This is a genomic window from Leptolyngbya sp. FACHB-36 (assembly GCF_014695955.1).
Lineage (GTDB): Bacteria > Cyanobacteriota > Cyanobacteriia > Leptolyngbyales > Leptolyngbyaceae > FACHB-36.
In genome coordinates this window covers 1-13,447 of record NZ_JACJPG010000216.1, presented here as the reverse complement: position 1 = coordinate 13,447, position 13,447 = coordinate 1, and the positions used below count along the sequence as shown (strand labels likewise).

Sequence of the window (13,447 nt, the reverse complement as noted above, 5' to 3'; positions counted from 1 at the left end):
AGTCCAGGAATGGTCAACGGATTGGCATGGATGAAAAACGCCTGCAGGGTTCCTCGCGCCCAACGAAGCCGCTGTAGAGCATGAGCTGCCATGTTTTCAGCGGCGAGTCCAGCACTGAGTTTTTCGTCTAGGTAAATTAATTGATAGCCCTTAGCAGAGAGCCGAATGCCTGTAAAGTAATCCTCGCTTAGCGAATCTGTCACAAACCCGCCTACTGACTCCAAGGCGGTTCGCCGCACCACAAATGACGTGCCAGAGCACACTACACTGCCCGCTCCATCGCGGATGGGTTGGATTTGGCGGTAGAAAACTTCTTCCTCCGGCGTCAAAATGTCCTCTAATCCCAAGTTACGGGCGATCGGATCCGGGTTGTAAAAACTCTGCGGTGTTTGCACCAGCGCGATCGTTTCATCCTGGAAGAAGCCGACCGTGCGCATCAAGAAGTTGCGGGTGGGCACGAAGTCAGCATCGAAAATGACAATCAGGTCGCCGTGCGTTTGAGTAATAGCGTGGTTCAGGTTGCCTGCTTTAGCGAAGCGATTGTCTGGTCGGGTTAGATACTCACAGCCTAGCTCGGCGGCTAGTGCCTTCACCTCTGAACGATTTGTGTCGTCTAGCAAGTAGACGCGCGTGTTTGAGTACTCGATCGCTTGGCAACCTATAATCGTTCTTCGCAGAATAAATGTGGGTTCATTGTAGGTCGGTACCAAAATGTCCACAGAGGGCGTGAAGCGATTTTCAACCACAGACATCGCCTTTACGTCAGCTTCGCGACGACGGTCTTTTGCCCGCAGCATCAGGAAGAGCTGAATGGAGCTGCTGAGCAGCATCAGCATTTCCAGCAGAAACAGTCCTAGGCTGAATACGCCGTCGAGCGGATTCGCCAGGTTCAGTGTAGTCAACGATCGCCACAGAACATACCGTCCTGTCAACATCAGCAGAATTCCCACGACGATCGCGCGTGACCACGGGCGCGGCTCTGGGGATGCCCGCATTACCACTAATGCAACCAGCAGCAGAACAACAGTGGGTGCCAGCAAATATTGCCCTGTCACCATCGGCACTTCTAACCACAGCGGTGGCTGGTGCTGAATTCGCTCAAAATGCTTAATGATGCGGTGGATTGTCCCCTCGCCAGTAAACCAGGCAGCGCAAATACCGCCCATCGACAGCACCACGCCCAGCATCACCAAGGTTGCCCATTGAGGCTGGAACAGTTGTTTTTTGCCGAGTCCTTGACGGTTGAACCGAAAAAACGTCATGACCTGATTACTCCACCACGAAGATAGGTCAATTGTGAATCACGATTCGCCCGATCGGAGCCGGATGGTTAGCGCTTTACTCGTCGTCCACTCCGGCAATTCTAGGCAAGCTGATGATGTAGCGGTAGCCAGCATCCGAGCCGCGCTGGATCATTAAGTGACCGCCGTGCAGTTGAGCAAACTGACGACAGAGCAGCACGCCTAAGTTTTCAGCTGTGGCATCGGCTGGAGCAGGCTCTATATGGGTTGCGATCGTTGCAGTTGACCCTACCGTTGCTCTGGAGGTGCTGGTTTCGTACTCTAGCGGGTAGCCGTCGAGGGTATCGAAGCCACCCGTTGCGACCAGTGGGTGTGATACCTCTCCACAGGGAAGTCCTTCACCCAGCCAGGGATGCGACACCCAAACAGCAATATTCAAATTGTTGCTTTTGCGAGACACGTGCAGCCGCACGGTGCTGCCAGCGTTAGAGGACTGAACGATGCTGAAGATCAAGTGATATAGCATCTGTCGCGCTTTGTCTTTGTCCAGTAGCCAGACGCGCCGACCCGGTTCTACGGACAGTCGAATTTGCTGTTCGCGGCGATAAGCGGCTTGCTCCAGCGCATTGATCGCTTGCTGGCACAGCATCTCCACATCCACCGAGGTGAGGTTTAATGCCTGGCTATTGTCCTTTAGCTCCGACAGTTGCAGAATCTCATTGACCAACGACAGCAGGTACTGCCCGCTGCGGTGGATAATGTCCAGGTATTCTTTCTGCTTAGTTGTCAGAGGTCCGTAGATTTCACGGTTGAGCACACTTGCCATCCCCATGACTGAGGTCAAGGGTGTACAGAGTTCCTGAGTTAGCTGGCTTAGGAGTTCGATGCGGAGTTGAGTTGCGATCGACGATCGAGGTGGAATGGGCGAAGCGGAATAGCTAGATGGTGCTGAGAACTGCTGCACTTTGACAAGCTGCTGTCGCTCAAACTCACTCATGGTCCAGCGGGCGGTGAGTTCCAGAAACTCAACGTCTTTCTGGGTAAACTCATGTGGCACCAAGTCCATAACGGCAAGGCTACCGAGGCACACGCCTGCGGATGTCATGAGTGGAACACTTAGGTAGGCACGGATGCCATACTGATGGGCAAGGTAACTGTTAGCGAAGGCAGGATGGGCGAGGGTATTGGGAAGCAGCAGAATTTGCTGACTGTCTACAACGTGGGTACAAAAGGACTCCAAACGCGGCAATTGGCGGACTGTTGCCAGTTCGTTCATCAGCCCCAGTCTGGAAAGACCTACGGCTGATTTGAATCGCTGGTGCTCCGGCTCCATCAGCCCCAAAATGCAAATTGGGACGTTCAGCGAGTGTGCGACAGTTTGGGTCGCTTCTTCAAACACTGGAACACTCTCTGGTTCCAGTAATCCCAGTTCCGTCATTACCTGCATTCGCTGCTGTTCGCGTGCGATCGAGGACAATCCGTCAAGACGACAAAATAGTCTGCTGTCGGAGTTCATAATTCTGCCTTCCCCCGTGTATTGCCATAGACCCTCCAGTCGTGTCCTCAAGAGTCTTGAATAGTCCCAGCATTCCCTCGCAGTTGACGTGATGAACAATGAGATAGTCAGGAAGACTACGGAATTTCTAGGCAGCAAATTGGCTAAACGGGAGAGATTACGGAGGACTTATGTAGGGTTTAGACCAAGCAGGATGCCCCAACAGCGAGGTAATCACCCGTACGCCGCGTAGTTGATTTGACAGCGGTAAATGCCCGCGTGGTGCCGATAGATTCCATGTAAATTCCTGAGGGTATCGGGTCCAGTTGTTTTCCGATTTCCAGCCAATTTTAGACCATAGCTTGTTCCAATTTTTGCCTAAACTTAGCCAAATTTCCCGTTGGATAGAGAAACCGAACTTCCCTTCTGAATGCACTAGCCAGAGGGCGTTAATGGTTTGAAGATCGACGATCGCAAACTGTTCTACCTCGGTGAAATATACCCACTTTCGCTGGACAGCGGCGGGTCCTGCCAATTCACACAGCTTCTGCAGTGTCAGTTGATCTGCTGCTTGGAAGTCTTGCTCTGCCAGCTTCTGTTGCAGCGGGGCGTAATCGATTCCAGCCATTGAGCGCAGCGGCACGACTCCCGTTGGGAAGTGGGTCTGCAAAAATGCGGTTGCTTCAGGTAAGTTGGCGCTGAATAGGGCTTGATACGCCGCGCCCTGCACCAAATTTGGCTGTACGGCTTCGGTTACCGCCGATCGCTCCAATAGGAACTCCATTAATACGGTGCACCCAGAAGCTCCAGCAGCTTGCAGGTCTTTGATCAACTGCAACTGAATGGGTTCGGGTGCTGAGCGCAGTTTAAGACTGAGATCAGAGACAGCAGCTTCTGATGAGGACTGAGAAAGACTAGACATGAACGTGAAAAGGACAGGGGATTAGGGGCTGGGTACTCAGGGCTGTGACCTAACGGCGTGCAAAATTTGATCGACGATCGCGGAGGTTGAACTAGGCACTTCGATTTGAATTAGCTCGACGCGACCACCATAGGCATGAACGATCGCGGCTTCAGGCAAGGTTTCGATGCGGTAGTCTCCCCCTTTGACATAGATGTCGGGTTGCAGCGCGGCAATTAGCTGACTTGCGGTGGTTTCGGCAAATAGCACGACGCCATCGACGGGCTTGAGCGATGCTAGCACTTCCGCGCGCTGTGCTTCTGGCACGAGCGGTCGCGGAGGGCGTCCTGACGCTTGGGGCTTGATGGTCCGCACCGACTCGTCACTGTTTAGCCCTACGACTAACGCCTGCCCAAACTGCTTTGCTGCCTGTAAATACCGTACATGACCAGCATGGAGCAGGTCAAAGCAGCCGTTTGTGAAAACCAGCGGTCGCCAGTGGACGGGATCAGCGGCGATCGTCTGCTGCAATTCCGCTAGGGTGTAGAAGCCAGAAATCATGGGGCAGAGAAATTAACAGTCACAGACTATGAATTTTAAGTTGGCTTTTTAACTCATGACTCAAAATTTATAATTCAAAATTCCTCTTCAGGCAGTGCAGGAGTAGTTTCCGTTGGCAGCTTGTAACCCCGCTCAAAGGCAAACCGCACCAGTTGAGAGCGGTTCTCAAGCTGAAGCTTGCTGAGAATGTTGCTGAGGTGAGTCTGCACGGTGCGGGGGCTAACGAATAGACGATCGCCAATTTGCTTGTTGGTGTAGCCTTGAATCACTTCCCAAAACACTTTCTCCTCTGCGGGAGTCAGCGGTAGCGGGTCAGGAGGCAAGGCAGCCGTTTCGGTGCTGGCTGGGGTTGCTCCTGATGTTTGCAGCAGGCGAACAATTTCGTGGTGAATCCGGCGCGATCGCTCGAGCTGCGACTCAATTTTGGCTAACAGCTCTCTGGGTTCAAAGGGTTTGATCAGATAGTCATCGGCACCGATCGAGTGACCGCGTACCCGGTCTTCAACCTCTCCTTTGCTTGACAGAAAAATAAATGGCACGAGTTGTCCTGAGCGAGTTGCCCGTAGCCGACGACAGAACTCAAACCCATCCATCTCAGGCATCATGACATCTGAAACAACCAGATCAGGGGGGTCCTGCTCAAAAATGCTTAGCGCCTCGATTCCAGACCCCACGTCTTGAACCAAGTAGCCCCGCTTTTCTAAGTAGCGGGTCAGCGCCATTCGCAGAATTGTGTCATCGTCAACTACTAGAATTCTTTTCATCTAGATTTCCATTCAGGTAAAACTCGGATGTAATACCTCAGACAAGTACTGTGTTCTGATAAGCTTCAATACATTTCTCTAAAAGAGCTTTAATCGTAGCAAACGTAGAGTAAGGAGGCAGAAAAAAGTAAAGAGATGTTAGGTCAGCCTATTTTGACGTGTGCTCTGAAGACACGGCGGTACCATTTGTCACCTGTACTATTTTAGTCTAGAGTTTCTACGTACCTAGAAATCCAAGTCATAGGGAGCTGAGTCTAAAGAAACGCTGACAGGTCCAGAGGACGCAAATCTAGATGATTATTTGTACAACGCCGTCCTAGCGGTCGTTTAATTCATCAAGAGTGCCTCTAGAGTTACGGTAAAAGAGCGCTTTGAGCTACACCTAGCAGGTCCCGATCGAGGTATTCTAGCCACGATGCCAGCGGCAGCACCTGAGCTAAGCTGATTGAATTGGAGTGACGTGCCACTAGCTTACTGCTGCCAAATTACCGGGAGCTACCGTAGATGATGTATGAAAAGATTACTGCCCCTGAGACGGGTGCTCAGATTACGTTTCGCAACGGCGAACCCGTGGTCCCCGACAATCCCATTATTCCCTTCATTCGCGGCGACGGAACAGGCATAGATTTGTGGCCCGCATCGCAGCGCGTTTTTGATGCGGCAGTCGAGGCGGCATATGGCGGCAGGCGCAAGATTACCTGGTTTAAGGTCTACGCTGGGGATGAAGCCTGCGAGCTGTACGGCACGTATCAGTATTTGCCAGAGGATACGTTAGAAGCCGTTCGGCAGTACGGCGTTGCGATCAAGGGACCGCTGACAACGCCGATCGGCGGAGGCATTCGATCTCTGAACGTTGCCCTACGGCAGATCTTTGATCTCTATGCCTGTGTCCGTCCCTGCAAATACTACGCAGGCACGCCCTCGCCGCATCGCACGCCGGAAAAGCTAGATGTGATTATCTATCGCGAGAACACCGAAGACATCTATCTGGGGATCGAGTGGAAGCAGGGCAGCGAGATTGGCGATCAACTCATCAAGATCCTCAATACTGAGCTAATCCCAGCAACGCCAGAGCACGGCAAAAAGCAAATTCCTTTGGACTCTGGTATTGGTATTAAACCGATTAGCAAAACCGGATCGCAGCGTTTGGTGCGCCGCGCAATCCGGCATGCCCTGCGCTTGCCTCAGTCAAAGCAGATGGTGACGCTGGTGCACAAGGGCAACATCATGAAGTACACCGAGGGGGCGTTTCGCGACTGGGGTTACGAGTTGGCAACGAGCGAGTTCCGGGCTGAGTGCATTACAGAGCGCGAGTCCTGGATTCTGAACAACCGGGAGCGCACTCCCGACATAACACTGGAAGAAAATGCTCGTCAGATTGAACCAGGCTACGACGCTCTTACCCGCGAGAAGCAGGAGAAAATCTGTGCTGAGGTCAACGCGGTTCTAGAGACAATCTGGGACACGCACGGCAACGGGCAGTGGAAGAACAAGATCATGGTCAACGATCGCATTGCCGACAGCATTTTTCAGCAGATCCAGACCCGCCCCGATGAGTATTCGATTTTGGCGACGATGAATCTGAATGGCGATTACCTCTCGGACGCAGCGGCAGCGATCGTCGGCGGCTTGGGCATGGGTCCGGGGGCAAACATCGGCGACGAATGCGCCATCTTTGAAGCCACCCACGGCACCGCACCAAAGCACGCGGGGCTCGATCGCGTCAATCCTGGCTCGTTGATTTTGTCAGGCGTGATGATGCTGGAGTATCTGGGCTGGCAGGAAGCGGCGGACTTGATTACTAAAGGCATCGGGGCGGCAATTTCCAATCGAGAGGTCACCTACGACCTTGCTCGCTTGATGGAGCCGCCTGTGGAGCCGCTGAAGTGCTCGGAGTTTGCTGAGGCAATTATTCGCCACTTTTAGCTGAATGGGGGTGGGCAGTGCCCACCCTGCGGCTTACCAGGTTGGGTCGGTGAAGAGATTCACGGTCAGGTGTGATCGTCCGGGTGGTACCGAGCTGATGCAGCTGCAGATGGCTTCACCGTCATCTAGTTCGACTTCGCAGGCGTGGCACGACCCCATCAGGCAACCTGTGGGAATAGAAACACCAGCGCGAGCCGCTACGTGCAGCAGCGGTTCACCCGGTTCAGCGGCGATCGTTACATCATCAGGTAGAAAGCGAATGCAAACACTCATAACAGGATTCTAAAGAATATCTAAACGTGCTGAGCTTTTTGATACTTCGCCCTTACTGTATGTATCAAGAACAAACGGGTACGTTGCACCGAAAGGGTTAGGGATACTAAGCGCGCCGAGCATCTGGCGCGCTTATTTTATTTGTAGCGGTTAATCGTTCGTTGTTCGTTATGGGTCATCCGGTTAACGTTCTTAGCAATCACTGTTCGGCAGATGATTCGTGCTCTTAGCTGTTACAACGGCTGACTTTAAACGCTAAAACGAATTGCTAAGAACTCCTCACTCAAGAAGCTCATCACTTAAGGCAGCACTGGAGCGAGATCGAGATGAGGCTCGATCGAGTCTACCAACGCATCCAGTGCCAGTTCTCGCTGCTCTCGGTAGTTGGCAACCCCTGTCGGCAACGCTTTCAAGCCGCGCTGCTGGCGTAGGCGATTTAGCCATGCCCGTCTCCAAGGTCCGTTGTCGAAGATGCCGTGAAGATACGTGCCCCAAACCGATTGCGTTTCGTCTACAACACCGAGGTTCGGGTCGTCAAATAGGGCCTGGGTGCCGTTTTCTGCTTCTATCAAGCGGGTTCTGCCCTGATGAATTTCGTAGCCAGAGACAGGTAGCCCTTCCTGGGGAAAGTTCGAGGTCACGGTGCGCTGACGAGCTACTTTTTGTCCGGCAATGACCGTTTTAAGCGGCAACAGCCCCAAGCCTTTGTAGCGCCCTTCTTGTCCCTCAATGCCTTCAGGGTCAGCTAAAATCTGACCGAGCATCTGGTAGCCACCGCAGATGCCTAAGACAGTGCCACCCGCTGCAACGTAGTTGTGAATTGCTTCTGCCATTCCGGTTTTATGCAGAATAATTAAATCGGCGATCGTTGTTTTCGATCCTGGCAAAATTACGGCGTCGGGATGCCCAAGCGACTGTTTGGGGCTAATGTACCTCACAGAAACGGTTGATTCGGCTTCTAGCGGGTCAAAGTCTGTGAAATTGGAGATACGCGGCAGGCGGACAACGGTGATGTTGATGTCTCCATTGGTTTGGGTAGGGCGATCGAACAAGCTGAGCGAATCTTCGGCAGGAAAGGCATGGTCTAGCCAGGGAATGACACCAACGACGGGAATGCCCGTACGCTCTTGCAGCCAGTCGATTCCGGGTTGCAGCAGCGATCTCTGCCCCCGAAATTTGTTAATCACTACTCCACGAATCAAAGCACGCTCGTCTGGATCGAGAAGCTCTAGCGTGCCGACTACGTGGGCAAAGGCGCCACCTCGGTCAATATCGACCACTAGCAGCGTTGGCGCGTTCAGGTGCTTTGCAACGCGCATGTTGGTTAAGTCGCGATGCTTCAAATTAATTTCTGCCGGACTTCCTGCCCCTTCACAAACCAAGAGGTCAAACTCTTCACCCAAACGCCGCAGCGACTCTTCTACCGCCTGCCAGCCAATTTCAAAGAACTGGTCGTAGTAGTCAGCCGCGCTCACTTTGCCTACTGCTCTGCCTTTAAGGATTACCTGCGAGGTCATGTCGCCTTGAGGTTTGAGCAGAATCGGATTCATTTCTACGACAGGGGCAATTCCGGCTGCCCAGGCTTGCACGGCTTGTGCGTGCCCGATCTCGCCACCCCCAGACGTAACGTAGGCGTTGAGCGCCATGTTTTGGGCTTTGAAGGGTGCAACTCGCCAGCCACGCCGACTTAAGATGCGGCAGATAGCAGCGGTCAGCAGCGATTTTCCTGCGTGGGATGTTGTTCCCACAACCATAATGGCTTTCATGCAGAATCCCAGAATGTGTAAGGAGGAGTGAGGCGAAGAAGCGAGACTGAACTGCCATCTAAGGCATCACTATGATAGTTACCCTAGATCGGTAGCCTGAGCCAGCGACTCAGAGCATTATAGAAGCGATCTTGCAGACTGGGGGTGCGACGAGTTGCACTGCTGCTTGCTTGCCACTTGGTTGCAAGTTGCCGACCTAGCGGTGTGACGCGAAAGCTATCGGTCAAGCCTTGACCATCAACTTCACGCCGCAGTAGCCCGACTTGGATCAGCCACAAAAGCTCAGTTTCAACGGCAAGCTCCGAAATAGAGCGGCGCGTATACTGATTTTGTACGCCTGTGCTACCCGCGATCGCCTTGAGTGCTACGCTTTGAGACACCATGGTAGTGAACAGGTTCAGCCGAAATGGCGCACATCGCATTGCCCGCTCTGCTCGATTGATGGTGCGATCGGGGTAGTGCATCGCTCGTCGATTGAAGGTTGTCATAGAGGGGTGGTAAGAACAAATAGATGATAGATAGCGGTGTGGTGAGCGATCGCGACCACGCGATCCTGGGTCGTTAGAAAGACTATTCACAACCAATTTCTTATTTTCCGACTAAATGCTCTGAAGCGGCAACGGGCAAAATTACATCAACACCTATGAGAACGCTCAAGAATGAACGACGAAACGCCGAATGAGTGGTTTAATGCTTAGAAAATAGCTATCAGACAGATTTAGGTTTTAGATTTTTAATTACAGATTGATTCATCTATTCACGTCTGCCTTTCTTTCTACTCGCCAAGCACTCAACGATCATGGCTAGGTCAAACATCACCCAAGATGAAGCCTTTGGAATTGTACCTATCTTGCCTCAAACGTCTGCCTATTTGTTTTTGCTGATCCAGCATCATGCCGGACATTGGGGCTTTCCAAAGGGACATGCCGATCCAGGTGAAACAGCGCTTCAGGCAGCTTGCCGGGAGTTTGTTGAGGAAACGGGCATTTCAGACTACAGGGTGCTGGAGGAGCTGTCCTTTGTCGAGCACTACACGTTTTCCCGTGAGGGACAACGGTTTGAGAAGACGGTCGTTTATTTTCCGGCATTCGTGCAGTCGCCTACGGTGCACCATCAGGAGGCAGAGATTCGAGCACATGCCTGGGTAGATTACAATGCTGCGATCGCGCGTCTCAGCTTCAATGGGGCAAAACGGATTCTCACTGATGTCCATCGCTATCTAGTTAGCCACCCAGACTCACTGTAGCGTATGCGTTGATGTTCTTAGTCTCCAGGATTTTCGCAGAAGGCTTGATTTCAAGTTTTGGTGGGCACTCCATGCGCTAAAAGAAAGTTACACAGTTGCTTACCAACTGCCTCTCTCGACGCCGAGCACGGGTGCCTAGGGCGCAGCTTTGTTCTTCGTGGGTGAGTACGTGTTCCAGCGCTGATGTGATCGCGGTTGCATCCCCTCATGGCACGACCAATCCTTCTGAGGCTTCATTATCCTTCAGAATGTCTGGTATGCCGGGCGTGTCAGTTGCGATGATGGGTAACCCACACGCTATCGCTTCGATCGGCGCGGCGGAAAACCCTTCATGACGCGACGCCAGAACGTAAACGTCAGCAGCTGAGATAGTGTCGAATCAGAGCGCGATCAAGCACATATTGACTCACCCAAATTACGCTCTGCAAGTTCATTTCAGTGATGCGTTGATGCAGTGCATCTGCATCACTGCCCATTCCCACGACTAGAGCTTGTGTATTCAGGTATTTAGCTGGTAGAGCACTTCGTTTACAAGCTGGTCAGATAGCCGTGTCTTTAATGCATCGATCGCTGATAACATGCTGGCAAGTCTTGCTTGAACAACCCAGCCACATTCTTATGGCTCTAGCCGCTGCCTACTTACTTCGGTTTTTGCCGCGTTTTATCCATCAGCTGATTGAGACAAAAGCTATTAAACAGCTAAAACACTTTCGGAGCCAGCGGCTTTTAAGAAACGAACTTTAGCTAATTACTTAATCAAATTAGCTGCTCAGTTTTAGTTCCCATTAGAAAGTTGATATTAAAAGCAAACGGTCGTCCTGCGTTAGCAGGACGACCGTTTAACCTTTAGCAACAACTAGACTGAGTAGCGAGAATCGTCGGCGGGATCTCCGTAAGGATCTTCACTTGCAGGGCGCACGTTCCCAAACTCCCCAGCAGCATACTGGTCTGCGGGGTCACCGTAGGGGTCCTGGCTGGCGGGAAGCACATCGCCATACTGTCCGCTATAGCCTGCCTGGTCCGCGGGGTCGCCATAGGGATCCTGGCTAGCAGGAAGCACATCGCCATACTGTCCGCCATAGCCCGCTTGATCTGCGGGGTCGCCGTAAGAGTCTTGGTTGGCAGGAAGGGCGTCGCCATATTGCCCGCCGTAACCCGCTTGATCTGCGGGGTCGCCGTAAGAGTCTTGGTTTGCAGGATAGGAACGACGATCGTTTTCCTGATCAACGTTCTCGTCAGAGCCAGTTACAGCTTCCTGAATGCGACGGAAAAAATTGTCTACCATTACGATTCTCCAAAAAATTGAGTGGTGTATGGATAAAACTATGCGTCGTTCTCGGCGATCGACTACTTTTTACATCTGCCTTAGAGAAGTCAAACTAACTGAAACTATTGAGGCAGTGGATACGGCTGTTGCGACTGGGAAGGCGCTTGCCGCGCCTCGGGCAAACTGGATAGGTCGCGCCCGGTTGTACGACCGTTGTAACCTTGAAACTCCTGGTATCGTTCTGCTTCTTCAGCAGGAACCCGAATTCCCTCTTTAGGAGGCGTTACCCAATGGGCACGACCTTGAGCATCGCGGTAATAAATCCGCCCATTTTTCGAGAGATAGTACTTACCTTCTGCACCTGCACTCTGACGATTCTTATGCCGATTGTAGAGATAGTAGAGGGCAGCGGCTCCTGCTAGAATAGCCACTTTTTGTCCAGTGTTTAATCCACGCTTCTGAGCTTGTTGAGGTGCTGGTGATGCGGTTCGAGTTCGAGACTCATCAACAGGTGGTAAGTTTGCCTGATTAGCACCACTTCCACAACTAGCTAGAAGAGGGACGGCCATCACAAGTGAAAGCCAGTAGGACATACCCCGAAACAGTTTTTTACGCATACGCAATTGCATTGTATTCATTCATCTTCCCTTACACCCTGAGCCTGATACAGGCTGTACTGTACACTGAGCACTGGTAAGTAGCGCTTTGCTGCAAGCAGTCAGGAGGGCAGAGAGGCGCTGCATGAGCTACTTAATAATCCAGGTAAGACTCTCTGCAATTCTGTTGCAATGATAGGTGATTTGCTTCCTACATTAGACAGAGGTTATTTTTTCAAAGTCTTTCTAAAGTCGCATTTTTGTGTAAATGCCTGCGGTTTAGATGTAGCTAAGCTGCAAGGTTTTTAGCTGATACAGAATTCTTTCCCACGGTGGAGGGCACTGCTATTTGTGGCATCGTAGGATGCCTCAACTTAGGTACGTATTCGCTTTGTAGGAGCAATTTCAATGCGTCAATTTCTCTTGTTTTTAAAGCCGCTGTGCCAGAAAGTTTTGATCCTGGTGTTCACAGTTATTCAAGTGTCTGTCCTGTTTGCAGCTATTGCTCAACCCAGTATTGCGGCAGATAATTCAGCGTCTGAACGCTTAACGACTGAAGAAAGACTCGATCGAGCATTTGATGAATACGGAACCACCACGGGCATTCAAGAGGAGATTTATCAAAAGCGGCTGAGTGAAGGACAAGATCCAGAAAAAATGCCTAAGCCGTATAAGCGAATTGTTGGCACAAACAATAAGGAAGTTCCTGAAACAAGTTCTTTGGAGACCTCGATTAGTAAGGTGCGGGAACTTGTAGACAAGGTGAAACCCAACTAGGCTTTGTAATGGTCGAAAGCGTATAGCTACTCGATCGTAAACTTGTTTAAGTCCCCGGCTTGTACAGTCGGGGATTGTCGTTTTATGAATTCACTCGCTCTGGATCGTTAATACCTATTAACCGATTCCATAGTTCGTAATCGATCTCAGTTTTAGGGATGTAGTGATTTTCGGGTCCTACTTCCAAACCACCCATAGCTGTGAATGGCTCGCGCTCTGGATTGTTTAAGTCCAAGTACGTAGCACCTTGCTTTAAGCGGGTTCCCTGTGGTAGTACCTTGATTCGCTTCAGTTCGGTGTCGCTGTAATCTTGCAAGTGCTGGTGAAGCTCTTTAATATCGTAGGCAGTAGGAGCTTCTTTTTCTGGCAGTGTGGTTTCTAGTCCAGTATTTTGACCCGCCATGGCATTTGGGTTTAGATCATGCTGCCACTCGTCGTCTTTGCGATCGTCTGGTTTTCCCTGCTTTTGCATTTCTGCCATACGACATTCTCCTTAAGCATTTAAAAACTTTGGAATTACAAACGCCACAGTCAATACAGCGTGTGAATATTTACCAGGCTAAGTGGGTTTACAAAAAGGAAACCTATCCTCGGACCTAATTTGGATGAAGTTAGGGTGATACCACTTAATGTG

At 51.4% G+C, this 13,447-nt stretch carries 15 protein-coding genes; 3 read left to right on the top strand and 12 right to left on the bottom strand.

Annotated features, from left to right (window positions below; genetic code table 11):
• The 5 genes from H6F43_RS05090 to H6F43_RS05070 all read right to left on the bottom strand — a co-directional run.
• The coding region (locus tag H6F43_RS05090) for a cellulose synthase catalytic subunit (RefSeq protein ID WP_190341294.1) at positions 1 to 1,262 on the bottom strand (1,262 nt) is incomplete at its 3' end.
• A 76-nt stretch (positions 1,263 to 1,338) separates the two neighbouring features.
• A complete protein-coding gene (locus H6F43_RS05085) occupies positions 1,339 to 2,808 on the bottom strand; it encodes a GAF domain-containing protein (protein ID WP_242025340.1) in 1,470 nt (489 codons plus the stop codon).
• A gap of 106 nt (positions 2,809 to 2,914) precedes the next feature.
• Entirely contained in the window at positions 2,915 to 3,658 is a 744-nt protein-coding gene (locus H6F43_RS05080) for a GUN4 domain-containing protein (RefSeq protein WP_190341292.1), read from the bottom strand.
• Between the two features lie 36 nt (positions 3,659 to 3,694).
• Positions 3,695 to 4,198, bottom strand: coding sequence for a D-glycero-beta-D-manno-heptose 1-phosphate adenylyltransferase (gene rfaE2 / locus H6F43_RS05075; RefSeq protein ID WP_190341290.1), 504 nt, complete (start codon positions 4,196 to 4,198; stop codon positions 3,695 to 3,697).
• A gap of 74 nt (positions 4,199 to 4,272) precedes the next feature.
• Positions 4,273 to 4,962 (bottom strand): response regulator transcription factor, encoded by a 690-nt coding sequence (locus tag H6F43_RS05070; RefSeq protein WP_190341288.1) that lies wholly within the window; start codon positions 4,960 to 4,962, stop codon positions 4,273 to 4,275.
• A gap of 507 nt (positions 4,963 to 5,469) precedes the next feature.
• Between H6F43_RS05070 and H6F43_RS05065 the strand changes: the two genes are divergently transcribed.
• On the top strand, positions 5,470 to 6,888 hold the full coding sequence (locus H6F43_RS05065) for an NADP-dependent isocitrate dehydrogenase (RefSeq protein ID WP_190341296.1): 1,419 nt from the start codon (positions 5,470 to 5,472) through the stop codon (positions 6,886 to 6,888).
• 33 nt (positions 6,889 to 6,921) lie between these two features.
• Here the strand turns inward: H6F43_RS05065 and H6F43_RS05060 are convergent, their stop codons facing one another.
• The 3 genes from H6F43_RS05060 to H6F43_RS05050 all read right to left on the bottom strand — a co-directional run bounded on the left by H6F43_RS05060 (position 6,922) and on the right by H6F43_RS05050 (position 9,415).
• Entirely contained in the window at positions 6,922 to 7,161 is a 240-nt protein-coding gene (locus H6F43_RS05060) for a 2Fe-2S iron-sulfur cluster-binding protein (RefSeq protein ID WP_190341286.1), read from the bottom strand.
• Positions 7,162 to 7,460: 299 nt separating this feature from the next.
• Positions 7,461 to 8,927, bottom strand: coding sequence for a cobyric acid synthase CobQ (gene cobQ / locus H6F43_RS05055; protein ID WP_190341284.1), 1,467 nt, complete (start codon positions 8,925 to 8,927; stop codon positions 7,461 to 7,463).
• Between the two features lie 83 nt (positions 8,928 to 9,010).
• Positions 9,011 to 9,415 carry an Npun_F0494 family protein gene (locus H6F43_RS05050; RefSeq protein WP_190341282.1) on the bottom strand — a complete coding sequence of 135 codons (405 nt, stop codon included), beginning with the start codon at positions 9,413 to 9,415 and terminating at the stop codon, positions 9,011 to 9,013.
• 311 nt (positions 9,416 to 9,726) lie between these two features.
• Between H6F43_RS05050 and H6F43_RS05045 the strand changes: the two genes are divergently transcribed.
• Complete coding sequence (locus H6F43_RS05045) at positions 9,727 to 10,173, top strand: NUDIX domain-containing protein (protein WP_190341280.1); 447 nt, start codon at positions 9,727 to 9,729, stop codon at positions 10,171 to 10,173.
• 205 nt (positions 10,174 to 10,378) lie between these two features.
• Here H6F43_RS05045 and H6F43_RS23000 read toward each other — a convergent pair whose 3' ends face one another.
• From H6F43_RS23000 to H6F43_RS21825, 3 genes are all read right to left on the bottom strand, one after another.
• Positions 10,379 to 10,519: a glycosyltransferase gene (locus tag H6F43_RS23000; protein WP_199290149.1), complete on the bottom strand. Its 141-nt coding sequence runs from the start codon at positions 10,517 to 10,519 to the stop codon at positions 10,379 to 10,381.
• Positions 10,520 to 11,029: 510 nt separating this feature from the next.
• A complete protein-coding gene (locus tag H6F43_RS05035) occupies positions 11,030 to 11,458 on the bottom strand; it encodes a translation initiation factor (RefSeq protein ID WP_190341278.1) in 429 nt (142 codons plus the stop codon).
• Between the two features lie 104 nt (positions 11,459 to 11,562).
• Positions 11,563 to 11,871: a hypothetical protein gene (locus H6F43_RS21825; RefSeq protein ID WP_199290148.1), complete on the bottom strand. Its 309-nt coding sequence runs from the start codon at positions 11,869 to 11,871 to the stop codon at positions 11,563 to 11,565.
• A gap of 573 nt (positions 11,872 to 12,444) precedes the next feature.
• Between H6F43_RS21825 and H6F43_RS05025 the strand changes: the two genes are divergently transcribed.
• Positions 12,445 to 12,813: a hypothetical protein gene (locus tag H6F43_RS05025; RefSeq protein ID WP_190341274.1), complete on the top strand. Its 369-nt coding sequence runs from the start codon at positions 12,445 to 12,447 to the stop codon at positions 12,811 to 12,813.
• Positions 12,814 to 12,895: 82 nt separating this feature from the next.
• Here H6F43_RS05025 and H6F43_RS05020 read toward each other — a convergent pair whose 3' ends face one another.
• A complete protein-coding gene (locus tag H6F43_RS05020; protein WP_190341272.1) occupies positions 12,896 to 13,294 on the bottom strand; it encodes a hypothetical protein in 399 nt (132 codons plus the stop codon).
• Between the last annotated feature and the right edge of the window lie 153 nt (positions 13,295 to 13,447).